The sequence below is a fragment of the Lysobacter sp. yr284 genome (genome assembly GCF_900107375.1).
GTDB lineage: Bacteria > Pseudomonadota > Gammaproteobacteria > Xanthomonadales > Xanthomonadaceae > Lysobacter.
Genome location: NZ_FNPT01000007.1, coordinates 19,474 through 42,595 on the forward strand (window position 1 = coordinate 19,474; position 23,122 = coordinate 42,595).

Below are 23,122 nucleotides of genomic sequence, written 5' to 3' on the forward strand. Positions count from 1 at the left end.
TCGATGTCACCCGCAGCGGCTCATGCCGGCCCTTGTGGGAGGGCTTCAGTCCCGACGCTCTTCGTCCACCGGGCTGCGTCCTCACTCGTCGTGCGTCGGCGTCCCCTGCTCCGCGATCTCCAGCAGTTCCACCTCGAACGCCAACACCGAATTCGGCTCGATCTGCCCGGCCAGGCCGCGCTCGCCATAGGCCAGCGCCGGCGGCATCCAGAACCGGTACTTCGCGCCGGGCGCCATCAGCTGCACGCCTTCGGTCCAGCCCGGCATCACCTGGGCGAGCACGAACTCGGCGGGGTGGTCGGTGTCGTAGGTGCTCTCGAACTTGCGCCCGTCGACCAGGCTGCCGACGTAGTTCACCCGCACCGTGTCGCTGGCCTTCGGATGCTCGCCCTTGCCTTGCCTGACCACTTGGTATTGCAGGCCCGATGCGGTGGTCTTCACCCCTTCGGCCTTCGCGTTGCGGGCCAGGAACGCCCGGCCCGCGTCGAGGTTGCGCGCGGCCACGGCCTTGACTTCCTCATCGTGCTTGTCGCGCAGGTGCGCGCTGAAGCCGTCGCGGATGCGCTTGGTTTCGCTCTCGTCGAACAGCGAGGCGCGGCCGGCCTGGGCGTCGCGGATCGCGCGCAGCACCAGGTCGGGATCGAGTTCGCCGCGGATCGGTTCGACGCTGCGGGCGAAGTCGCGGCCGACCACGTAGCTGATCTTCGCCCGCTCGCTGGCCACGTCCGCCGCCGCCAGCGGCGCCGGCGCGGCGGCGCCGGGCTTCGGCCCGCCGCTGGGCGTGCAGGCGACCAGGGCGGCGGCGAGCGCGAGCGACAGCGCGGACAGGACGAGCAGGGAACGCGGCATGGCGGAACTCCGGAAGTGCGGAAGAATGAGGCGGACGGTGCGCAAGGATCAGTCGGCGACGGCGAAGGTCAGCATCATCCCCATGTCCTCGTGCTCGAGGTTGTGGCAATGGAGCATGTAGCGCTGCACGCCCTGGAACGGCTGCGAGAAGTCGATGGCCAGGCGCACGATCTCGCCGGGCCACACCACCACGGTGTCGCTCCAGCCCAGGTCCTGCGCGGTCAAGCCGTTGGGCGCGACCTGGCGGCCGCGGATGTCCGGCGGGCTGATCGCGCGCGAGACCACGCGGAACTGGAAACCGTGCAGGTGCATCGGGTGCGGCATGCTGGTCATGCTGTTGCGGATCTCCCACACCTCGCGGGTGCCGCGCTTCACCGTGAACGCCGGTTCGTGGCCGCTGAGATGGAAGTTCCAGTCGTTGATGAACCAGCGGCCCTGTTCGTCCATGCGCAGGCGCAGCGCGCGCACCGGCCAGCCGGCGGTGTCCGGCGGCGCCGGCACGGACGACATCGCATCGAGCGAAGGCAATTGGGCCGGCGGGCGCTCGGTCGCGCACTCGATCACCCGCAGCTCCATCAGCTCCAGCGGCTCGCCCATCGCCACCGCGCCGGGATGGTCGCCCATCGGATCGGGCGCGAACGCGCCGGACTCGTCCTCGTTCTCCATCGCCACATAGTCCAGGCTGCGCAGCACCGCCTTGGCGCCGGGCGCGAGCGCGCCGAAGTCGACCAGCACGTCGGCGCGCTGGGCCGGCGCCAGGAACAGGTCGTCGATCGGCCAGGCGCGTTCGAGCAGGCCGCCGTCGCTGCCGACCAGCAGCATCGGCAGCGGCTTGTCGTCGTGCAGGAAGCACGGCCGCAGCATCCGCGCGTTGCACACGTTGGCGAGGCGGAAGCGATACCAGGCCGGGATCACGTCGAGGTACGGCTCCGGCGTCCAGTTGACCAGCACGCGGTTGCCGATCCAGTCGTCGGCGCCGTCCTTGTAGACGATGGCGTTGCGCGTATCGACCTGCTTGTCGGCGATCATCAGCGGCAGGTCGCGCTCGCCCCAGCGCAGGCCCAGGCGCTGGCGCAGCGCGAGTTCTTCCTCGTCCTCGACCAACAGCAACCCGGCCAGCCCGCGCTGCAGCTGCGCGCCGGTGCGGCCGTGCGGATGGGCGTGGTACCAGTACAAACCGGCGCGGTTGTCCACGCGCAGGCGATAGCGGCGGCTGGCGCCGGCGGCGACCGGATGCAGGCCGCTGCCGTCGTTGGCCTCGTCCACGTGCAGGCCGTGCCAGTGCACGGTGGTGTCTTCCTCCAGGCGGTTGCGCAGGCCGACGTCGATGCTGTCGCCGCGGCGCACGCGCAGCAGCGGGTTGACGGTCGCTTCGCCCGCGGCGGTGCGCGCCGCATAGGCCCACAGCGCGGTGGCGGCGCCGGGGAACAGGTTCAACCGGGTCGCCTGCGCGCTCAGCTCCAGCGGCGCGCGCAGGTCGATCTCGGCCATCGGGCCGGCGCTGCCGGGCAGGCGCAGCGGCTGCACGAAGCGCGCATCCGGCGGCAGCGATTGCAGGTCCGGCAGCGGCGCGAGGCTGTGGCCGTGGCCGCCGGTGTAGCGCCACATCGCGATCGGCCCGGCCACGGTCGCGGCGCCGCCGACGGTCAAACCGATGAGGAAGCGGCGGCGTTGCGGATCGGTCATCGGCGGCGGGCGTCGGCGGGCGGGAGTCGGTGCCGCCCGCGGCGGCGGGCGACCCGCCATGATGTTCGCGGCCCGTGGCAATTGCTTTGCGCAACGCCAGGATTTTGTGCGATACCGATCATGGTTCGGCGATGCCGTCGCGCCGCGCGCACGCCGGATGCAGGCCCGGTGCGGGCGACGCCGCCCGCGCGGGCCGATCGCTCAGATCGAATCGTCCAGCCGCGCCTGCCAGACGCGGTCGCCCATTTCGTGTTCTTCCACCCCGGCGAAGAAGTCCTCGCCGAGACGGCCGTAGTCGGGTTCCTGCTCGCCGCGCCAGTCCAGGAACTTGGGCCGGTGCACGGCGAAGCCGAGCGGATGGGCGGCGTTGCGGTAGGGCACGGCCAACGTCAGCGCGCCCTCGCCGGCGAAATCGCGCACGCTCAGGATCAGCGCGTCGGTGCGGCCCGAGGGCAGGGTCAGGAAACCGTCGTGGACCAGCACCGCATGCCGCGCGCCGTCGGGGTTTTCCGCCAGCCGCGCGCGCGCTTCGGCCACCGCGTCTTCCATCTGCTCGCCGGCGTAGCGCACCATCTTGCGCTCGCCGTCGGGGTCCTCGAAGGCGTAGAGGGGGATCAGGTCCTCGCCATCGGCCACGCACCACACGCCATGGGCGGCGAAGAAGCCGGCCAGTCGGATTGCTTGCTGCACTTGCGTCCCCTCGGTGCGTCTCGGCAGCCCCCTGCGGCGCCAATGTAGCAGGAGCGAGCGGCGAACAAAGCGCCGCGCGACGAGGACGAAGCGCCGCCCTGCGCGCTACGTTCGCTCACCCTTGCGCAGCGGTTTCGCGCCGCGCCACCAAGGTCCCCGCCTCGCGCAACCGACGCAGGAAATAGCCCGGTTCGATCAACAGGTCCGGCGTGTACAACCCCGGCGCCGGCGCCGCGGCGCCGTCCAGGCCGAGCAGGCGCTCAGCGCCCAGGGCGATGCCGAGCGCGGTCAGCGGCGCCTGGCCCTGCGGGTGCACCAGTTCGTGGCGGATGCGCACGCGACGGCCGTGCATGTCCTCGCCCTCCAGTTCGATCGCGATCTCGGTCGAGAACGCCTCGCCGCGGCGGCGGCTGGCGGTTTCGCCCAGGGCCAGGTCGAGCCGGATCGAATGCGCGCCGGTGGCCGCGGCCAGGCTGACCACGTCCATCGGCGAATAGGCCTGCGCCGGCACCGGCGTGCCGTCGACGCTGACGCCGACGCTGGCGGCGTCCTCGCCGCGCACCCAGCGCCAGCGGCCGCGTTCGAGGATCTGCGCGGCGGCGGCGCTGGTCAGGCGTTCGTAATCGGCGGCCGCGGCCGGACCGCCCATGTCGTGTTCGTCGAGCAGGGCGAACAGGCCGATGCGATCGACCCGGCGCCAGCCCGCGGCGAAATGCAGCGCCGGCAGGGTGGCCGCGCCGGCGAGCCAGTGGCTGGCCAGCAGCACCGGCGAGCGGCCGGGATGGCGCAGGTGCAAGCTGACTTCCGGCGCGATCTCGAACGAGCCGCTGGAGGTGCTGAGGTAAGGCAGGCGGCGATCCAACGCGTACTTCAGGGTGTTGAGCGTGTCGTCCTTGACGAATACCACCACCGCGCTGAAGCGCGCGTCGGCCGGCAGGCCGAGGTCTTCGCGCTGCAGGTCCACCGTCAGCGCGCCGGCGCCGCCGACCTGGGCGGCGACCGCCTCGGCGCGCGCGCGGTCGCGGCCGGCGATCGCCAGCGGCAGGCGCGGATGCAGCCGGCGCAGCGCCTGCGCACCCTGCGCGCCGACCACGCCGGAGCCGCCGACGATCAGCACCGGCGCGAGCGCCGCCGCATCGGAAGCAACGGGAGACGGAACGGAAGCAGCAGAAGAAACCGTGGCAACGTTCATGATCGCGATCCGGTGATCATCGCGCCCGCGCCGCGCCCCGATGGCGCCGACACAAGCTACGATTGGTAAGTTACCTATAGTAAGATACAATCCCCGCACCGCTGTCAAGCGCGCTCCTCTTCCGCACGGGCCGACCGATGACCACCGCTCCCGCCAAACGCATGTCCAAGGCCGACCGGCGCGAACAATTGCTGGAGACGGCGATGACGATGGTGCGCGAGCAAGGCACCGACGCGCTGAGCCTGGGCGCGCTGGCCGAGCGCGCCGGGGTCAGCAAGCCGATCGCCTACGAACACTTCGGCACCCGCTCGGGCCTGCTGATCGCGCTGTACCGGCGCATCGACGAACGCCAGGCCGCGACCGCGGCGCAGGACTTCGCGCGCACGCCCAAGCGCCTGGGCGACGTGGCCCGGCTGATGGGCGCCAGCTACATGAGCTGCTTCCGCACCGCCGGCCCGGAATGCCACGCGATCTTCGCCGCGCTCAAGGGCGACGAGGAAATGGAGCGGGTGCAGAGCGAACTCACCGCGGCCTACGTCGAGTTCTATCGCGGCCTGCTCGCGCCGTACGCGAAAGTCGGCGACGACGAACTGCAGCGGCGCTGCGTCGCCATCGTCGGCGCGGGCGAAGCGCTGTCGCGCGAGATGACCCACGGCCGCATCATCGAGTCCGATGCGGCGGCGACGCTGGCGGCCTTGATCGAGGCGACGGTGGCGCGCGCCTGAGCGCGCGATTCGTTCGCGCATCCGGCCGTGGAAGCTGCGACCGCGAAACCGCAGCTACGCCGCAAACGCGATGTCGCCGTCGCCGCTCGCGCAATCGCTGACGCGGGCTAGCGGCGGTTCAGTGGCAACCGCCGCCGCCACCGCCCCCACCATCGCCGCCGCCGCAATCGCCGCCGCTGCCGCCATCGCCGCCGCCATGGCAGCCGCCGCTGGAATCGCTGTCGCAATGCGCGTTGCCGCTGCCGCCGCTATCCACCGTCGCGCCGAAGTGCGCCCAGAACGCGGCGCCCTCGCCCGCCGGTCCGCGGCGCGCACCGTGCGAGGCGGCGACGACCCGCACCCGCATCCGCGCCGGCACCGGTATCTGCGCCTGGGTCGCCAACAGCGCCCAGACCGCGCCGAACACCGGCAACAGCCACACCCCTGCGATCAACGTGCACCGCACACGCGGCCGCAACCGCCGGCAACGCCACGCCTTGCGCGTGACGAGCGCGTTGGCTATCGCCAGCAGCGCAAGTCCTGTCCATGCAACCGCGTCCATGTCCGCATCCTGTCGTCGCTTGCCGCGGATCGTGGACGAAGCCGCGGTGCGCTTGCGTAAACGATTCGATAAAAACCCCGCTTCCGGCGGTTCCGTCGCGTGTGAATTCCAGCAGCGCAACGTCGCGCCCGCGACCGCCAGCGATCCGATGCCGGCCAGCGCCGCGATGCGCGAACGCCATCGGCGACGCCCGGCCTCGACCGTCGCGCGGACATCGGCGCGACGGCGCGCAGCGCGGCGCTGAAACCCTGTAACAGCCCCGACTGAACCGGTTCCGGCGAATCGCCATCGCCGCCGCGCCGCGGGGTTGACCCGGCCGCGATCGGCGAGGATCATGCGCCCCGCACGATTCCCTTCCGCCCGCCAGAGGCCCCCCTTGGACAGTCGATCTAGACCTTCGCTGCAGCGCATGCGCTGACGGATCGCTCCAGGTCTGGGATGTCCCAGGTCGGCTCCGTTCGCGCAGAACGAAGCCGAGTCGCACGTAACCCATCATCGATGCCCTGCCCGCTCCGCGCGGTGCGGGCGCGCGCTCGTATTCCCATCGCACTGCAGTCAAAACCCAGACCGCTTCCGGGTGGCCGCTGGCGTTTCCGTTCGTCCGGAGCGCGCCGATGCCCTTCCGTTTCGCCCTGTTTTGCTTCGTTGCGGCGCTGTGGCTGCACGCCGGCGCCGCGCGCGCCGGCGCCAGCCTGTACGTCGACGACGCCGCCACCGTCGAGCGCGGCCGTTGCCAGCTCGAAAGCTGGCTGCGCATCGCCGCGCCTGCGCGCGAACTGAGCTTCGCCCCGGCCTGCGACCTGGCCGGCACCGAATTCGGTCTGAGCCATAGCGACTACGCCGCGCCGCACGCGCCGGCCGCGCAGGGCCTGAGCGCCAAGCGCGTGCTGCACGCCTCCGCGCACGGCTGGGCCGTGGCCGCCTCGCTCGGCGCCGGCTGGAGCAGCGGCCGCTACGACGGCTGGAACGTCAACCTGCCGCTGACCGCCGGCCCCGATCCGGCCGGCCCGCGCCTGTGGCATTTCAACCTGGGCTGGAACCAACCGCGCCGCGGCCGCGCGCGCCTCACCGGCGGCGTCGGCCTGGAGCAGGCGCTGGCCGCGGACTGGACCGCGCTGGCCGAGCTGTACGCCGATCCGCACGGCGACCTCGGCGGCCAACTCGGCCTGCGCCGCGCGCTCGGCGCCGACGCCAGCCTCGACCTGTTGCTCGGCGACCGCGCGCGCGACCCGCGCGGCCCCTGGCTGACCCTGGGCTTCAACCTCGCGCTGCGTTGAACGCGGCGCGCTCACGCACGGTCCCAGCGACCGCAAGGAGCACACCATGACCTTGCTGCACTTCCCCGCCCACCGCGCCCGCCCGCAACCGGGCCAGGCGCCGTACCGCGCCCTCGCGCCGGCGCTGCGCCTGGCCTGCGCGCAATTGCGCGAACGCGAAGCCGCCGCGCCGGCGCGCGGCCCGCTGCTGGCGACGTGGCGGCGTTCGCCGCACAGCGGGCGCCTGGAATGCCGGTGGACCCGCGCCGGCGCGGCCGAGGAACCGCCGGGACGAGAGCGCATCGACCGCCGCCACCGCCGCGATCCCGACGATCGCCGCCCCGACCGCCGCGCGCACCGCGCCGCGCATCCGCTCCGCCGTTCCGAGGCCCGCCCCGATGTCCCGTCCCTTCCTGCAACTCCCGCCGGCGCTGCTGCGCGCGCGCTGGTGGCCCAACGCCTATGACCTGATCGCCTTCGCCCTGCTCGCCGCCGCCGCGGTGGCGCTGGCGCACGCGGCGATGGAAACCCGCGCGCCGCTGGCGGCGCTCGACGCCGCGCCGGTCTCGCTGGACCCGGCGCGCCTGCCCGACTACGCGCTGCGCACCACGCTGCGCATGTTCGCGGCGATGCTGGCCTCGCTGCTGTTCACCTTCACCGTCGCCACCTGGGCGGCCAAGAGCCGGCGCGCCGAACGCCTGATCGTGCCGGCGCTGGACATCCTGCAGTCGGTGCCGGTGCTGGGCTTCCTGAGCTTCACCGTGGCCGCGTTCCTGGGCCTGTTCCCGGGCCGCCAGCTCGGCGCCGAATGCGCGGCGGTGTTCGCCATCTTCACCAGCCAGGCCTGGAACATGGCGTTCTCGTTCTACCAATCGCTGCGCACCTTGCCGCGCGACCTGGACGAAGTCGCGCGCGGCTTCGGCCTGAGCGCGTGGCAGCGGTTCTGGCGGCTGGAGGCGCCGTTCGCGATGCCGGGGCTGGTGTGGAACGCGATGATGTCGATGTCCGGCGGCTGGTTCTTCATCGTCGCCTCCGAGGCGATCAGCGTCGGCCGCACCACCATCGCCCTGCCCGGCGTGGGTTCGTACCTGGCGCTGGCGATCGCGCGCGAGGACTTCGTCGCGGTCGGCTGGGCGGTGGCGGCGATGGCGGCGGTGATCGTGCTGTGCGATCAACTGGTGTTCCGGCCGGTGGTGGCCTGGGCCGACAAGTTCCGCAGCGAGCAGACCGCCGGCCAGCAGCGTCCGCGTTCGTGGATGTACGAACTGGTCCGCCGCACCCGCGCCGGCAAGCGCGCGCTGCGGCCGCTGGCGTGGCTGTGGCAACGCGCGCTGTGCTTGCGGCTGCGGCCGCGCGCGCCGGTGGCCGCAGCGGGCGCGGACGCGACGCCGTCGCCGTGGACCGACCGCCTGTGGCTGGCCGCCTTGCTGCTCGCCGCCGCGGCCGGCGCCTGGTTCGCGCTCGACTACACGCGCCAGCACCTGGCCCTGGACGACCTGCGCGCCGCGTTCGGCGGCGGCCTGGCGACGCTGCTGCGGGTGGCCGTGCTGATCGCCATCGCCAGCGCGATCTGGGTGCCGGTCGGGGTGTGGATCGGCCTGCGGCCGCGCTGGGCGCAACGCCTGCAACCGTTGGCGCAGTTGCTCGCGGCGTTCCCGGCCAACGTGCTGTTCCCGGTGGCGGTGATCGCGATCTTCGCCACCGGCGCGAACCCGGACGTGTGGCTGTCGCCGCTGATGGTGCTGGGCACGCAGTGGTACATCCTGTTCAACGTCATCGCCGGCGCCAGTGCGGTGCCGACCGACCTGCGCGAAGCGGCCAGCGTGTACCGGCTGCGCTCGTGGACGTGGTGGCGGCGCGCGATCGGGCCGGCGGTGTTCCCCTACTACGTCACCGGCGCGCTGACCGCCTCGGGCGGTTCGTGGAACGCCAGCATCGTCGCCGAACTGGTCTCCTGGGGCGACAAGCGGGTGCAGGCCTACGGCCTGGGTTCCTACATCGCCCGCGCCACCGAGGCCGGCGACTTCCCGCGCATCGTCCTGGGCGTGGCGGTGATGTCGCTGTTCGTCACCGCCTTCAACCGCGCCCTGTGGCGCCCGCTGTACGCCTACGCCGAACGCCGCCTGCGCCTGGATTGAACGCGCGCCCGTCCGCATACCGAATCGAAGGAGCTCCCTCATGACCCTGCACACCTGCCTGCGCCCGCTGATCGACGTGCGCGGCCTCAGCCAGCACTACCCCAAGGCCGGCAGCGAACCGCTGCGCGTGCTCGACCACGTCGACCTGCAACTGCGCCCCGGCGAGATCGTCGGCCTGCTCGGCCGCTCCGGCTCGGGCAAGTCCACCCTGCTGCGCGCCATCGCCGGGCTGATCCGGCCCAGCGCCGGCGAGGTCGAGTTCCTCGGCACGCCGCTGAGCCGCGCGCCGGCCGACATCGCCATGGTGTTCCAGAGCTTCGCCCTGTTCCCGTGGCTGACCGTGCTGCAGAACGTCGAACTGGGCCTGGAAGCGCGCGGCGTGGCGCCGGCGCAGCGGCGTCCGCGCGCGCTGGCGGCGATCGACCTGATCGGCCTGGACGGCTACGAGAGCGCCTACCCGAAGGAACTGTCCGGCGGCATGCGCCAGCGCGTCGGCCTGGCCCGCGCGCTGGTGGTCGAGCCCAAAGTGTTGCTGATGGACGAGCCGTTCTGCGCGCTCGACGTGCTGACCGCGCAGACCCTGCGCTCGGACCTGCTCGACCTGTGGGCCGAGCGGCGCATGCCGATCGAGGCGATCTTGATGGTGACCCACAACATCGAGGAGGCGGTGCTGATGTGCGACCGCATCCTGATCTTCGGCTCGCATCCGGGGCGGGTGGTCGACGAGATCCAAGTGACGCTGGCGCAGCCGCGCGATCGCTTCGACCCGGCGTTCCGCGACCTGGTCGATGCCATCTACGAGCGCATGACCGGCTCGGCGCATCCGGGTTCGAGCGCGCGCGGCGGGCTGGCGATGGAGTTGCCGCCGGTGTCGAGCAACCTGATCGCCGGCCTGATCGAAGCCGTGGCCGAACCGCCCTACCGCGGCCACGCCGACCTGCCGGCGCTGGCGGCGCAACTGCAGCTGGAGGTCGACGAACTGTTCCCCATCGCCGAAAGCCTGCAGCTGCTCGGCCTGGCCGAACTCGGCGACGGCGACCTGCGCCTGAGCGAGACCGGCGTGCGCTTCGCCGCGCTCGATACCGACGCGCGCAAGCGCCTGTTCGCGCGCCAGCTGGCCGCGCACGTGCCGCTGGCCGCGCACATCCGCCGGGTGCTGGACGAGCGCGCCGCGCACCAGGCGCCGGCGCGGCGCTTCCGCGACGAACTCGAAGACCACATGTCGCCCGGCTACGCCGCCGCGACCGTGCGCGCGGTCACCTCGTGGGCACGCTATGCAGAGTATTTCGCTTACGACGAGGCGGCGGACCGGTTCAGCCTGGACAACCCGGGTTGAATTCGCGCGAGCTGCCATAAAAGCGTCGGGGCCGAAGCCCCTCCCACAACAGCCTTCATCCGCCGCCGCCAAACTTTGCTGGGAAGGCTTTCAGCGCTCTTGTGGGAGGGCCTTCAGGCCCGACGCCCTGCGCTCGGACACGACGATCTTCCAGCCCCCTCCCCCGGAGCCGCCATGCGCTTCCTGCACACCTTCCAGCTGCTGCCGTTCCTCGACACCGTCGCCAGCCTGCTCGCCGCCTTCGTCCTGGGCACCCTGATCGGCGCCGAGCGCCAGTACCGCCAGCGCACCGCCGGCCTGCGCACCAACGTGCTGGTCGCGGTCGGCGCGGCCGCGTTCGTCGACTTAGGGATGCGCCTGGCCGGCAGCGTCGAGGCGGTGCGGGTGATTTCCTACGTGGTCTCCGGCATCGGCTTCCTCGGCGCCGGCGTGATCATGAAGGAAGGCATGAACGTGCGCGGCCTCAACACCGCCGCGACTCTATGGTGCTCGGCCGCGGTCGGCGCCTGCACCGGCGCGGACATGATCGCCGAAGGCGCGTTGCTGACCGCGTTCGTGATCGCCGGCAACACTTTGCTGCGGCCGCTGGTCAACGCGATCAACCGGGTGCCGATCGACGAACGGGTGTCGGAGGCGACCTACGAGGTGCGGCTGAGCACGGCGCCGGAATCGGCGCCGGCGGCGCGCGAGTGGCTGGTCGATCACCTGGAGGCGGCGAATTACCCGGTCGGCGACGTGGACGTGGACGAGCACGGCGAAACCGCGACGCAGATCGTCGCGACCCTGGTCAGCACCGCGGTGGTCGCGGCCGAGCTGGACGCGGTGGTGGAACGATTGCGGCGCCTGCCGGGGGTGATGCACGCGACCTGGGAGTCGAGCACGCGCGATTGAGGGAGGACAGCGACCGGAGCGGAAAGCGTCGGGCCTGAAGGCCCTCCCACAACAGCTGCCGGCATCCTCGCGCGTTGCGGCGGCTATTGTGGGAGGGCCTCCAGGCCCGACGCTCTTCGCTCAGCCACCCGCGCCCCGCGCACCGAGCCCCTCGCGCAAGCGCACGAACTGCGGCCGCTGCCGCAGCGGCACATACAACGCATCGTCCACTTCCTCTCGCGCCCACACCGGATTGGCCGAGGCGAACACGCCCAGGTACTCCAGCGCCCGCTCGTCTTCGCCCAGTTGCATCGCCAGCCGCGCCGCGCGCCGCCAGATCCGGTCCCACTGATGGCTCAGGCGCAAGGCTTCGCTGCGCTGCGCCCGCGCCGCGGCCGCATCGCCGCGGCGCGCCGCGCGTTCGGCGCCCAGCATCGCCTGGTGGGCGTGGAACTGATCGTCGAGCCGCGCCAAGTCGGCGACCGGATCGGCGGCGCCGTCGACGCGCAGGTCGATGTCCTGGAAACCGCCCGCCACCGTCGCCACCCGCAGCGCCGCCGACATCGCGCCGATTCGCTGCCCGCCGGCGCGCTGGCCCGCGCGCAACGCGGCCATCAGCCGCTCGGACAGGTCGCCGCGGCCGCCGCGGTAGGCCTCCGCCATCGCCTCCAGCACCTCGGCCGAGGCCAGTCCGTTGCCCTGCACCGCGAAGCCCTCGCCGCTGCGCGCGCCGGCCCAGGCCGACGCCTGCGCGGCAGCGCCGGTATGCGTCGCCGCGCGACCGCGCGCATCGACCAGGCCGACCTGGCGTTCGCCGATATCGCCGCCGTCGAAGCCGCCGTCCTCCTCGAGCAGGCGCCGCAGCGCATCCGCGGGCGCGACGCCCCGCGCCAGCAGCGCCAGGCCCTTGGGGCCGTACTGCGGGTTGGTCTCGAACTGGGTCGCCACGGCGCCGACCTTCGCCTGTGCGTAGATCACGCTCGCGCCGACGGCGAGGTTGTGGGTCGCGACCGCCGCACCGCAGTCGCCCGCGGCATCGCAGGCGACGATCGAATAGGTGGCGCGGGCCGGCGCGCAACACAGCGCGCAGACCAGGGCGGCGACGACGGCGGCGTGGCGAAGGCGCGGCAGCATGGCGACTCCTGTCGGTGGCGGTGCGGGACTACCGGTGCGGGCGCCGTGCCGGCGTCATCCGCATTCGGCGGCGCGTTTGAGCAGGAACTCGCGCTCGCGCCCGTTGCGGGTCAGGCCCGCGGCGCGCTCGAACTCCGCGCGCGCTTCCGCGCGCCGGCCGAGCTTGAACAACAGGTCGCCGCGCACGCTCGGCAGCAGGTGGTACTGCTTCATCGACGGCTCCTGCATCAATGCATCGACCAGCGGCAGCGCCGCTTCCGGACCGAACGCCATCGATACCGCGACCGCGCGGTTGAGCTCCACCACCGGCGAGGGCGTGCGCGCGGCCAGGCGCTGGTACAACTGGGCGATGCGCGCCCACGGCGTGTCCGCCGCGGTCGCCGCGCGCGCGTGGCAGGCGGCGATCGCGGCCTGCAGCACGTAGGGGCCGTCGGAGCCGCCGAGCTGCACCGCGCGTTCCAGCGCGGCCAGCCCGCGCTGGATCTGCAGCCGGTCCCAGCGCGCGCGGTCCTGGTCGAGCAACAGGATCGGCTGGCCGTCCGGACCGGTGCGCGCCTTCGCGCGCGAGGCCTGGATCTCCATCAGCGCGACCAGGCCGAACACTTCGGCCTCCATCGGCATCAGCCCGGCCAGGATCCGGCCCAGGCGCAGCGCGTCCTCGCACAGGTTCGGCCGCATCCAGTCGTCGCCGGCGGTGGCCGAATAGCCTTCGTTGAACACCAGGTAGATCACTTCCAGCACCGAGGACACGCGCTGCGCCAATTCTTCGCCGCGCGGCACTTCGAACGGCACCTGCGCGTCGGCCAGGGTGCGCTTGGCGCGCACGATGCGCTGGGCGATGGTCGGCTCCGCGGCGAGGAAGGCGCGCGCGATCTCGTCGGTGGTCAGGCCGCCGAGCAGGCGCAGGGTCAGCGCGACCCGCGCCTCGGTCGACAGCACCGGGTGGCAGGAGATGAACACCAGCCGCAACAGGTCGTCGCCGATGTCGTCGTCGAGCTTGTCGAAGAACTTGTCCTCGGCGTCGTCGAGGTCGGATTCGAGTTCGTAGCCGATCTGCTCGTGCTTGCGGTCGAGCAGCTTGCGCCGCCGCAGCCGGTCGATGGCGCGGTTCTTCGCGGTCTGCATCAGCCACGCGCCCGGGTTGTCGGGCACGCCGGTCTGCGGCCACTTTTCCAGCGCGACCACCAGCGCGTCCTGGGCCAGTTCCTCGGCCAGGCCGACGTCGCGGACCATGCGGGTGAGCCCGGCGATGAGCTTGGCCGATTCGATGCGCCAGACGGCGTCGATGGCGCGGTGGGTGTCGGTGGCCGTCATGGCGAGGGATGACACCACCTCGCGCGGCCGCTCGCAAGGGCCGGCGGCCCGCGCGAGCGCGCGGGGCCGGTGTTTCCGCCTGGATCGCGACGACGCGACGCGGCCGCCGGGGCGAGGCGGACAAGACTCGCCGGCCGCGGCGTCGGCGGCCACGCCTGCGCTCACCGCTGCGCGCGCTCGTCGCCGTCCACGCAGCCCATCGCCTGCACGCAGTTGACCATCCACGGCACCCCGAAGCGATCGGTGAGGATGCCGTAGGCCAGCGCCCAGAACGTCTCCTGCAGCGGCATCTCGATCTTGCCGCCCTGCGCCAGCGCCTTGAAGATGCGCGCGGCGTCGTCGGGATCGTTGAGGCTCAAGGTGACGTGCGCGCCCTTGACGCCCTGGTAGGGGTACTGCTCGGTCGCATCGGTGCCCATCAGCATGAAGCCGTCGAGTTCGTAGCAGCCGTGCATGATCTTCTCGCGCTCGGCGGCGGCCAGCCCTTCGCAGCCCGGGTTGTCGCCGAACGGCATCAGCGCGTGGATCTTGCCGCCGAGGATCTGCTGGTAGGTCTCGAACGCTTCGCGGCAGTCGCCGTCGAAGGACAGGTAGGTGTTGAGTTGCATGGTGGCGGTTCCTCTGGAGGGATGGGGAAGGCGCGCTCGCGGCGGGGTCCGTGTCGCGCTTTCGACAAGACGACGAACCTGCGCCGGGCGAATCGACAAGGGCCGGCGTTTTTTTCGGGTCTGCAACTTTGTGGGAGGGCCTTCAGGCCCGATGCGTTTGTTTCGGATCGTGGCGATCCGACCGAAAAGCGTCGGGCCTGAAGGCCCTCCCACAGGGGCGGCGCCGGTGTGCGCCCCACCGCAGGCCCTGCGGCGGATCAATGGCGGCCGGCGACCTGCGCGCGCAGCCGTTCCTCGGACGCCTGCAACTCCGGCGTCAACGCCGCGCCGAAGTCGGCCGCGTCGAACACCCGGCGGATCTCGATCTGCGCTTGCGCGCCGTCCGGGTTGGGCACGCGCTTGACCCACTCCACTGCTTCTTCCAGCGAGCGCGCCTGGATCAGCCAGAAGCCGGCGACCAGCTCGCCGGGCGCATCGAACGGCCCGTCCGCGACCCGCCGCGCGCGGCCATCGAAATACACCCGCGCGCCGCGCGCGCTCGGATGCAGGCCCTCGCCGGCCAGCAGCACGCCGGCCCGCACCAGTTCTTCGTTGTAGGCGCCCATCGCGGCCAGCAGCTCGGTGCCGGGCATGACCCCGGCCTCGCTGTCGGGCGTTGCCTTGACGATCAGCATGAATTTCATGGTCGTGGTCCTCGTCGCGGCCGGCGGAGCGCCGGCCTCGACGGGACGACGAACCGGGGCGGCGGGGATCGACACGGGGCGTGCGGCGAGGCGGCGCGGCCTCGCCCAGCCCCTGAGTTGGAAACCATCGAGGCGCCGATGTTCGCGGGCGTGGCGGCACTGATGGGGCAGGAGCTTCAGCCCCGACGCCTTCCGCTCAGAACCCGGCGAGCCTGCCCAAGAGCATGGAGCCTGAAGACCCTGCCACCGCAGTCGGCCTCCAAGACAAGAAAAGGCCCGCCCCGCGAACGCGGAGCGGGCCGGAACAGCCCGAAACGGCTGGAGAACGGCTACTGGAGGGTGGGCCGATGGGTTCGCCCGCTAGCGGGCGGATGGGTTACTGGAAGTCGTATTTGACCCCCACGGTGAAGTAGCGGCCGATGGCGCCGCTGGAATGCATCGGGTTGTAGTTGATCGCGCCGTAGGTCAGCGGATCCAGCGGCGCGATCTTGTCGGTCACGTTCTGCACCGAGCCGAACACTTCCACGCCGTCCTTGGCGCGCCAGCGCCCGGACAGGTCGAAGGTGGTGAACGACGGGATCCGGCAGCCGTTGCCCGGCGCCGGGGTGCCGTCGGCGTAGCGGCTGGCGCAGGCGTTGCCTTCGGCGGTGACGTTCTTGAAGTCGGCGATGTAGTTGGCCACGCCGCTGAGCGAGAAGTTGCCGATCTCCCAGGTCGCGCCGAGGTTGATCTTGTCCTTCGGCGTGCCGATGCAATTGGTCACGTCGCAGTTGCCGTGGGTGCCGGCGTACTCGAACGTGGTGCCGTCCTCTTCCTCGCGCTCGTAGGTGCTGATGTGGCTCCACTGCAGGTCGAGGTTGAGCTTGCCGTAGCCGCCCAGTTCGATGCCCTGGCGCACGTCCAGGTCGATGCCGCGCACCGTGGTCGAGGCCGAGTTGACGTAGGCGGCCTGCGCGGCCAGCAGGGTGCCGGAGTTGGGCACGCCCGGCAGGTTGTTGTCGCTGCGCACCACGCGGCCGGCGGCCACCGCGGCCGAGGTCGTCTCGACGTTGATCTCGTTGCTGCGCTTGATCTCCCAACCGTCGAGGGTGATGGTGGTGTTGCTGGTCGGCTCGAACACCAGGCCCAGGGTGTAGCTCTTGGATTCCTCGGCCTTGAGGTCGGGATTGGGGCTGGTGATCACCGCGATCTGGATGTCGCAATCGCGCACGCTCGCGCCCGCCGCCGGGTTGCCGCCGGGGCAGCGCACCGGGTCGGCCGCGGCGGTGAAGCCGGCCAGGCCGCCCTTGCCGGATTCGGCCGGGTTCGGCGCGCGGAAGCCTTCGGCGTAGGTCGCGCGCAGCGCCAGTTGCTGCAGCGGCTTCCACTTGATGCCGACCTTCGGCGTGGTCGCGCTGTCGCCGCCCTTGTAGCTGTCGTAGCGCACCGCGGCCGACAGCTCCAGGCTCTCCAGCACCGGCGCCACCATCTCGGCGTAGGCCGCGGCGACTTCCTGGGTGCCGCGATAGGCCGAGTAGCCCAGGCCGATGATGTCGCCGGTGTCGGTGTAGGTCTGCGGATCGAGCTGGGCCTTCTGCCGGCGCCATTCCGCGCCGAAGGCGATGCCGAGCGAGCCGCCCTTGAGTTCGGCCAGCGAGCGCGAGCCCTTGATGTCGAACAGGTCCAGCGTGGTCTTGCCGTCGGCGTGGATGGTCGGCGAGATGTAGTCGTACAGCGCCTGCGAATTGAGGTTCGCGTTCTGGCCGATCCGCCACCAGCCGCCGGGGCCGGTGCCGTTGGTGAGCGCGTCGCGCACCGCGCTGTAGCGCAGGTAGCCGTCGCGGGTGTTGGTCAGCTCGCTTTCCGAATGCAGGTAGGCCGCATCCAGGTCCCAACCGCCGGCGGTGCCCTTGACCCCGGCCAGGATGCGGCTGAATTCGCTGTCGCTGCGGATGATGCGCGGGCCGACGTCGAACGCCGAATAGCGCAGGTTCACCGCCTGGCCCGGGAACGGGTTGTCGGGATGGTTCGGCCCCAGCACCACCGCGCCGTCGCCGGAATCGGCGTTGACCGGGCCGCCCGGGTAGCCCCACGCGCCGGACGCGCTGTTGGGCGTGTTGTGGAAGGTGCTCTTCTTGCGCGAATAGCCGGCCTCGACATAGGCCTCGAAGTTGTCCGACAGCGCGAAGGTGCCGCGGCCGAACAGGTTCACGTACTTCTCTTCCGGCGCCAGGCTGTTGAACTGACCCGACTGCCACAGGCAGCCGCCGTTGGGGTCCTGCGGCGTGATCGGCGAGAACTGCGCGCAGCCCGGCAGCGACTGGAACTGGCCGGTGACGGGATTGCGCACGCTGCCGGTCGGCGACGGCGACGCGTCGTCGCCGAGGATGAAGCCGTTCATGAAGCGCTTGGTCTGGCTGTAGCCCCAGCGGCGCGCGTCGCCGGTACCGATCCACTTGCGGTCGCGGCGGTCGGCGACGCGGATCTCGTCGGTCTGGCCGCCTTCGATGTTGAAGTAGACGTTGTAGCGATCGTCGTTGAGGCTGCCGAAGCCGAACGTCGCCGAGGCCTTGGCCATCTGGCCGTCGCCTTCGCCGGACACGCCGTAGCTGCTGCGCACCGACACGCCCTTGAATTCCTTGCGCAGGATGATGTTGACCACGCCGGCGATGGCGTCGGAACCGTAGATCGCCGAGGCGCCGTCCTTGAGGATCTCCACGCGCTCGACCGCGTCCATCGGGATCACGCTGAGGTCGGTGAACACCTTCTGGCCGTCGTCGGCCAGGCCGTACGGCGCCATGCGCCGGCCGTTGAGCAGCACCAGCGTGGAACCCGCGCCGAGCCCGCGCAGCGATACGCCGCTGCCGCCGGAGGCGAAGCCGGTGCCGTAGGTGCGCGGCACCGAGCCGGCGCCGTCGGAGGTCAGGGTCTGCAGGTACTCGGCCAGGGTCGCCTTGCCGCTGCGGTCGATCTCCTGGCGGGTGATCGACTGCACCGGCGATGCGGTCTCCATGTCGCCGCGGCTGATGTTGGAGCCGGTGACCTCGATGCGGTCGAGCGTGGTGGTCTGCGCGGCGTTGGCGTCCTGCGCCTGCGCCGCGGCCGGCGCGAGGCTGGCGACGGCGGCGGCGAACAGCGCGCGGCGGATCGCCTTGTTCAAGGGCGCGCGGCTGAAAGTGGCGTGCGGCATGGGCGGCTGGCTCCTGTGAGTGGATTGCCTGGGAATGTGCTGCGAAGGACGACGGCAGCGTCGAAAACTTCAGCGAGCGCCGTTGTGCGCATCGAGCGCGAAGGCCGCGCGCGGACATCGCGAACGATGGCTCGCGTTTGCGCGATCGCGTGAGGTAGTGATCGCCGCGCGGCGCGCGGCGTGGAGTCCCCGGATGAGTCGATGCATTCGTTCAGGCGTGTGTGGCGACGCGGCGCACTCCCTCGGCGCGTGGGAGACGCGTGCAGCGACGTTAATACGCGGCGTGCGCGCGGTACTTCGACGCAGTTCCGTTTAGCGCGGACAAAACTTTGCGGAGTATGGCCAACGGATGCCCGGCGACGCGTGCGGCGGCCTTCGCGGTGACGACGACGCTGCGAGGTTTGCTAGCGCGCTGCACGCGGCGGTTCGCGTTCTTGCGCAACGCGCGTGCGCAGGTTTGTGCGGGTGCGTCATCGGCGGTTACCGAATCGGCAAAATGGCGCGGTTTCGTCGCCGGTGCCCAGAGTTCGAGCTTCGGGCCGCGATGCTTCGCTGCGATCGCGGCGGGCCGGGACAAGAGCGTCGGGCCTGAAGGCCCTCCCACAACAGCGCGCTTCGTGCCGACACGCACCGACGATGTGGCGGTTTGCGCAGCCTGCGTTCGCAAGCACGCCGGATGCGAGATAGAAGCGGCGGCTGTTGTGGGAGGGGCTTCAGCCCCGACGCTCTTGTGCCAGGTCGCCGCGAACCCGAACCAGCGCAGCCATCGCGGATAGCCTCGCGCAGCGCGCGATCAGGCGACGCTGCGCGATCGCTTGCGGCTCGCCGGCGACGCGGCAGGCGCCGCGACGGCGGACGCCGCCGCCGACAAAGCCACCGTGGTCTTGATCGCACTGGCCAACGGACTCGGCAGGCCGCAGCACGGCGCGCGCGCGGGCAGCGCGGCGATGCCGCTCGCCGCCGCGGGCCGCCTGCGCGCGGGCCGGCCGGCGTCAGCCATGCGCGCGCTCCGCCCTGGCGCGCAGGCGCGCGGCCGCGGCAGGTTCAGGCCGGCGGATCGTCATGGCTCGCCCCGGGCGCGGCCTGCAGTTGGGTCAGGTAATCGTCCAGCCGCTGCAGGCGCTCGTCCCACAACTGGCGGTATTCGTCGAGCCAGCCGGACACCTCGCGCAGGCGCGCGGTCTCCAGCCGGCACGGGCGCCACTGCGCGCTGCGCCCGCGCGCGACCAAACCCGCGCGTTCGAGCACTTTGATGTGTTTGGAGATCGCCGGCAGGCTCATCTCGAACGGCTCGGCCAGTTCGGTCACGCCGGCCTCGCCGCTGGCGAGGCGGGCCAGGATCGCGCGCCGGGTCGGGTCGGCGAGGGCGGCGAAGGTGGTGCTGAGCGAGTCGGCAGGCATAACTGAACCAGAAGGTTAAATAACGCCGTTAGTGGATGCCTGGCGCGCGCAGGGTGTCAAGCCGGCCGTGATGGCGCCGTCAGCCGGCGACCTGCCGGCCGCCTCTGAATCGTTCAGTTAATTCATGAATGACCGCGGCCCAGCTGACTCACGGAAACTCACTTCATCACATAATAATTGTGACGATGTTCGCACTAATGGAGAGGCGCTGAGTCGGCCGCACGTCCCGTTAGTCGTTTCCTGCCAGGACCTGCGTCGCCCATGAAGCCTTTCCACTCCAACGCGATCCCAGCAGCCGCGCGGCCCCCGCGTGTCGGCGCCGGCGTGGGCCTGGAGGCCGGCGCATGCGCATAGGCCTGGACTACCGCGCCGCGACCCTGGCGCCGGACAGCGGTCCGGCCCGCCAGGTGCTGGCGCTGGAACGCGCGCTGCGGCGCCGGCCCGGCACCGAGACGGTGCTGTTCACCCAGGCCCCGCTCGATCATCCCCACCGCGCCATCGCGGTCGCCGCCGACCTGCCCGCGGCCGCGCCGGCGGGCGCCGGCGCGGGCCTGCGCCGGCGCTGGCGTTTCGAGGCCGGCTTCCTGCCCGCGGCGCTGCGCGCCGAACAGGTCGACGTCTACATCGCCGCGGCCGAGGGCGGCCTGCCGGTGTGGCGCAAGCCGGCATCGGTGCGCCAGGTGCTGCTGCTGCACGACCTGTTCAAGCTGACCCTGCGCCGGCCGAAGTCCTCGCCGCTGCGCGCGCTGGCCAGGCGCATGCTCGACGAGGCCGCGATCGGCCATTCCATCGCCGGCGCCGACGCGATCTGGACGCCGTCGCGCTATACCACCGCCGAGTGCGGCCGGTTGTATCCGGCGCATGCGCACAAGCTCTACGTGCTGCCCGATGCGCTGGCGCCGATGCCGGCGCCGGCCGAGCGCAGCCGCCTGGGCCAGCCGTTGCCGCCGCGCTACTGGCTGCTGGTCGGCACGCGCGAGCCGCGCCGCAACGCCGACCTGTTCCTGCGCGCCTGGCTGGACGCGCGCCGCCAGCACTACGACACCCCCGACCTGGTCGTGGTCGGCTCGCCCGCCGACGTGCCGGCGGAGCTGCAACGGCTCAACGGCGTGCACTGGTTCGAACAGGTCGCCGACGACGAACTGGCGCGGCTGTACTACGACGCCGAACGGCTGTGGCAACCCTCCTACGCCGAGGGCTTCGGCCTGCCGGTGCTGGAGGCGCTGGCGGCCGGCACGCCGGTGGCGGTGGCCGAGGGCGGCGCGCTGGAGGAAGTGGCGCCGGTCGACATGCCGCGCTTCGACCCGCACGACCGCCCGCAACTGGCCCAGCTGATGATCCGGCTCAGCCGCGAATCGGTGGTCGGCAACGCCGAGCAACGCCGTGCGTTCGCCCAGCGCTTCGCGCCCAACGCCTACGCCGCGCGCGTGGCCGCGCTGCTCGAGGAACTGCTCAAGCGCAACGACAAGTGAGTGTGGCCGATGCGGCCGGCATAAGGGCCGCGACGCGCGCGCGGCCTGCGCGCCTGTCCGTGCGCCCGCGACGCGCGCTTCACTCGTAGGGCGCGTGCTCCAGCCCCTGCGCGGCGATGATGCGGTTGATGTGCGAAACCACGCGGCAGCGGTCGTCGCGCGGGGTCACCGTCAGCAGGCGTTCGATCAGGCTGTCCACGCGCGGCCAGAACACCGCATCGTCGCTCCAATGGCGCCGCCACAGCGGCAACGCCGCGGTGAGCTGGCACAGGTCGCCGTCGAGTTCGGCGCGGGTTCGATGCATCGATTGGCTCCCCTGGCAACGGCGGGACCGGCCCGCCCTTGGTGATGCACGCGCGGCCGAAGCCGCCGCGGTGGTGGTGGACATTCCGCCGCCGCCGGGGGATGCGGGACGGATCGGAGGGACGCCGTGCGGCTGCGATCCCCATCGCAGGCCGTCGACCTCCCGACACTCTTATGTACGAACGCAGTGCGGACCCCCGGCCCCACCTTCGTTCACCAAAAATATACTGGAAAGGTGGAATTCGTCACATTGCAGGTGCAGCAAATGTGGCGCTGGGCTGGGGATGCCGCCGAGCGGAAGGTGGGCGACACGCGCACGCACAGGCCACAGGCATGGCCGCGCCCGCCGCGGTTTCCCGCACCGCACCGTTCCACCCACGCCGCATTGACCTGAAGCAAGCTTGAGGTCCCACCCTGGCGGCCACATTTACGACCCGGTCCGCGCGCATGAAATCGACGTCCCTGCTGCTTTCTCCCGAGCGCCCCGGCGGCGCCGCGTCCGGCGGCCCGGCGCACGTCCAGGCCGCGGCGACCGATTGGCGCGCGGTCGCCGCGGTGTTCGGCGCGGGGCTGATCGCCGCACTGCAGGTCGGCAAGACCGCCATCGCCCTGCCCGCGCTGCGCGCCGACCTCGGCCTGGACCTGCGCGCCGGCGGTTGGCTGATGGCGGTGTTCGGCCTGCTCGGCCTGTTCGCCAGCGTGCCGGCCGGGGCGCTGGTGGCGCGGCTGGGCGACCGTCGCCTGCAGGTCGCCGGGTTGGCGGCGATGGCGCTGGGCAGCGCGCTCGGCAGCCAGGCCCACAGCCTGGCGGCGTTGATGGCCACCCGCGTACTCGAGGGCGCCGGCTTCCTGCTGTTCGCGGTGGCCGGCGCGAGCGTGCTGCAGCGGCTGTCGCAGGCGCGCGACCGCGCGGTGGTGTTCGCGATCTGGAGTTGCTACATGCCCGCCGGCATGGCCCTGGCGCTGGCCACCGGCGCCGCCCTGGACGGCTGGCGCGGCTACTGGGAACTCAACGCGCTGCTGTGCGCGGCGGCGGCGCTGGCCTTGCATTGGGCGGTGCGCGCGCCGTCGGCGCAGGCCGCGCGCGCCGCGGCCGCGCGGCCGTGGCGGGCGATCGTCGCCGACGCGCGGGCGGTGGCCGGCGCGCGCGGCCCGTTGCTGCTGGCGCTGGCGTTCGCGCTGTACGCGCTGCAGTTCTATGCGCTGCTGAGCTTCCTGCCGACCTTGCTGATGCAGCGCATGCAGGTCGACGCCGCCGGCGCCGGCTTGCTCAGCGGCGCGGCGATCGGCGCCAACGTGCTCGGCAACCTCGCCGCCGGCGCGCTGCTGCGCCGCGGCGCGCGGCGCTGGCGCCTGATCGCGATCGCCAGCGCGACGATGGGCGCGGCCGCCGCGGCGGTGTTCGCGTTGGCGCTGCCGGCGACCGTCGCCTACGGCCTGTGCGTGCTGTTCGCGCTGGCCGGCGGGTTGTTGCCGGCCTCCACGATCGGCGGCGCGGCCGAGCTGGAACGCGATCCGGGCCGGATCGCGATCGCGGTCGGCCTGTTGATGCAGGGCAGCTACCTGGGCCAGGTGATCGGCCCGTCGTTGTTCGGCAGCGTGGTCCAGGCGGCCGGCTGGCCGGCGGCGGCCTGGCCGGTGGGGCTGGCGGCGCTCGGTGCGGTGGCGGCGGCGGTGGCGCTGCGCGGTTCGTTCGCGGCGGAGGGTGGGCGCGGTTGAGGGTTTGGGAGCGGGATGCTCCTGTGTGCAGTCGCG

General features: G+C 72.0%; 21 protein-coding genes. 8 read left to right on the plus strand and 13 right to left on the minus strand.

Annotation, left to right across the window (positions count from 1 at the left end; all coding sequences use genetic code 11):
* Positions 1 to 81: 81 nt before the first annotated feature.
* The 4 genes from BLV01_RS13145 to BLV01_RS13160 form a co-directional block, all read right to left on the minus strand.
* A complete protein-coding gene (locus BLV01_RS13145; protein WP_091800101.1) occupies positions 82 to 849 on the minus strand; it encodes an FKBP-type peptidyl-prolyl cis-trans isomerase in 768 nt (255 codons plus the stop codon).
* Between the two features lie 48 nt (positions 850 to 897).
* Entirely contained in the window at positions 898 to 2,535 is a 1,638-nt protein-coding gene (locus BLV01_RS13150) for a multicopper oxidase family protein (protein WP_175485928.1), read from the minus strand.
* 201 nt (positions 2,536 to 2,736) lie between these two features.
* On the minus strand, positions 2,737 to 3,225 hold the full coding sequence (locus BLV01_RS13155; RefSeq protein WP_139178675.1) for a hypothetical protein: 489 nt from the start codon (positions 3,223 to 3,225) through the stop codon (positions 2,737 to 2,739).
* A gap of 115 nt (positions 3,226 to 3,340) precedes the next feature.
* Positions 3,341 to 4,417, minus strand: a complete 1,077-nt coding sequence (locus BLV01_RS13160; RefSeq protein WP_217633509.1) for a hypothetical protein — start codon at positions 4,415 to 4,417, stop codon at positions 3,341 to 3,343.
* A gap of 137 nt (positions 4,418 to 4,554) precedes the next feature.
* Between BLV01_RS13160 and BLV01_RS13165 the strand changes: the two genes are divergently transcribed.
* Positions 4,555 to 5,142 carry a TetR/AcrR family transcriptional regulator gene (locus BLV01_RS13165; RefSeq protein ID WP_091800113.1) on the plus strand — a complete coding sequence of 196 codons (588 nt, stop codon included), beginning with the start codon at positions 4,555 to 4,557 and terminating at the stop codon, positions 5,140 to 5,142.
* 118 nt (positions 5,143 to 5,260) lie between these two features.
* On the opposite strand, the gene BLV01_RS25465 is transcribed toward BLV01_RS13165, so the two are convergent.
* Positions 5,261 to 6,019 carry a hypothetical protein gene (locus BLV01_RS25465; protein ID WP_139178676.1) on the minus strand — a complete coding sequence of 253 codons (759 nt, stop codon included), beginning with the start codon at positions 6,017 to 6,019 and terminating at the stop codon, positions 5,261 to 5,263.
* A 278-nt stretch (positions 6,020 to 6,297) separates the two neighbouring features.
* Between BLV01_RS25465 and BLV01_RS13175 the strand changes: the two genes are divergently transcribed.
* The 5 genes from BLV01_RS13175 (at position 6,298) to BLV01_RS13195 (ending at position 11,304) form a co-directional block, all read left to right on the plus strand.
* The gene (locus BLV01_RS13175; RefSeq protein WP_091800119.1) at positions 6,298 to 6,960 is read left to right on the plus strand and encodes a hypothetical protein; all 663 of its coding nucleotides are present in this window, start codon (positions 6,298 to 6,300) and stop codon (positions 6,958 to 6,960) included.
* A gap of 46 nt (positions 6,961 to 7,006) precedes the next feature.
* Positions 7,007 to 7,405 (plus strand): hypothetical protein, encoded by a 399-nt coding sequence (locus BLV01_RS13180; RefSeq protein ID WP_091800123.1) that lies wholly within the window; start codon positions 7,007 to 7,009, stop codon positions 7,403 to 7,405.
* Positions 7,338 to 9,077 (plus strand): ABC transporter permease, encoded by a 1,740-nt coding sequence (locus tag BLV01_RS13185; RefSeq protein WP_091800126.1) that lies wholly within the window; start codon positions 7,338 to 7,340, stop codon positions 9,075 to 9,077. Before BLV01_RS13180 ends, BLV01_RS13185 begins: the two co-directional genes overlap by 68 nt.
* 40 nt (positions 9,078 to 9,117) lie before the next feature.
* Positions 9,118 to 10,413 carry an ABC transporter ATP-binding protein gene (locus BLV01_RS13190; RefSeq protein ID WP_091800129.1) on the plus strand — a complete coding sequence of 432 codons (1,296 nt, stop codon included), beginning with the start codon at positions 9,118 to 9,120 and terminating at the stop codon, positions 10,411 to 10,413.
* 174 nt (positions 10,414 to 10,587) lie between these two features.
* The gene (locus tag BLV01_RS13195) at positions 10,588 to 11,304 is read left to right on the plus strand and encodes an MgtC/SapB family protein (protein WP_091800132.1); all 717 of its coding nucleotides are present in this window, start codon (positions 10,588 to 10,590) and stop codon (positions 11,302 to 11,304) included.
* A 120-nt stretch (positions 11,305 to 11,424) separates the two neighbouring features.
* Here the strand turns inward: BLV01_RS13195 and BLV01_RS13200 are convergent, their stop codons facing one another.
* From BLV01_RS13200 to BLV01_RS13230, 7 genes are all read right to left on the minus strand, one after another.
* Entirely contained in the window at positions 11,425 to 12,417 is a 993-nt protein-coding gene (locus BLV01_RS13200) for a DUF1028 domain-containing protein (RefSeq protein ID WP_091800135.1), read from the minus strand.
* A gap of 54 nt (positions 12,418 to 12,471) precedes the next feature.
* The gene (locus BLV01_RS13205) at positions 12,472 to 13,731 is read right to left on the minus strand and encodes an RNA polymerase sigma factor (protein WP_091800138.1); all 1,260 of its coding nucleotides are present in this window, start codon (positions 13,729 to 13,731) and stop codon (positions 12,472 to 12,474) included.
* A 161-nt stretch (positions 13,732 to 13,892) separates the two neighbouring features.
* Positions 13,893 to 14,339 carry a VOC family protein gene (locus BLV01_RS13210; protein ID WP_091800141.1) on the minus strand — a complete coding sequence of 149 codons (447 nt, stop codon included), beginning with the start codon at positions 14,337 to 14,339 and terminating at the stop codon, positions 13,893 to 13,895.
* Between the two features lie 257 nt (positions 14,340 to 14,596).
* Positions 14,597 to 15,022, minus strand: coding sequence for a YciI family protein (locus BLV01_RS13215; protein ID WP_091800144.1), 426 nt, complete (start codon positions 15,020 to 15,022; stop codon positions 14,597 to 14,599).
* A gap of 376 nt (positions 15,023 to 15,398) precedes the next feature.
* The gene (locus tag BLV01_RS13220) at positions 15,399 to 18,191 is read right to left on the minus strand and encodes a TonB-dependent receptor (RefSeq protein ID WP_091800147.1); all 2,793 of its coding nucleotides are present in this window, start codon (positions 18,189 to 18,191) and stop codon (positions 15,399 to 15,401) included.
* Positions 18,192 to 18,462: 271 nt separating this feature from the next.
* The gene (locus BLV01_RS25470) at positions 18,463 to 18,768 is read right to left on the minus strand and encodes a hypothetical protein (protein WP_139178677.1); all 306 of its coding nucleotides are present in this window, start codon (positions 18,766 to 18,768) and stop codon (positions 18,463 to 18,465) included.
* Positions 18,769 to 19,235: 467 nt separating this feature from the next.
* Positions 19,236 to 19,592 (minus strand): ArsR/SmtB family transcription factor, encoded by a 357-nt coding sequence (locus BLV01_RS13230; RefSeq protein WP_091800153.1) that lies wholly within the window; start codon positions 19,590 to 19,592, stop codon positions 19,236 to 19,238.
* Positions 19,593 to 19,936: 344 nt separating this feature from the next.
* Between BLV01_RS13230 and BLV01_RS13235 the strand changes: the two genes are divergently transcribed.
* Entirely contained in the window at positions 19,937 to 21,064 is a 1,128-nt protein-coding gene (locus BLV01_RS13235; RefSeq protein WP_091800158.1) for a glycosyltransferase family 4 protein, read from the plus strand.
* A 79-nt stretch (positions 21,065 to 21,143) separates the two neighbouring features.
* Here BLV01_RS13235 and BLV01_RS13240 read toward each other — a convergent pair whose 3' ends face one another.
* Positions 21,144 to 21,368 (minus strand): hypothetical protein, encoded by a 225-nt coding sequence (locus BLV01_RS13240; protein ID WP_057949550.1) that lies wholly within the window; start codon positions 21,366 to 21,368, stop codon positions 21,144 to 21,146.
* A 446-nt stretch (positions 21,369 to 21,814) separates the two neighbouring features.
* Between BLV01_RS13240 and BLV01_RS13245 the strand changes: the two genes are divergently transcribed.
* Positions 21,815 to 23,086 (plus strand): MFS transporter, encoded by a 1,272-nt coding sequence (locus tag BLV01_RS13245; RefSeq protein WP_091800161.1) that lies wholly within the window; start codon positions 21,815 to 21,817, stop codon positions 23,084 to 23,086.
* The last annotated feature ends 36 nt before the right edge of the window (positions 23,087 to 23,122 follow it).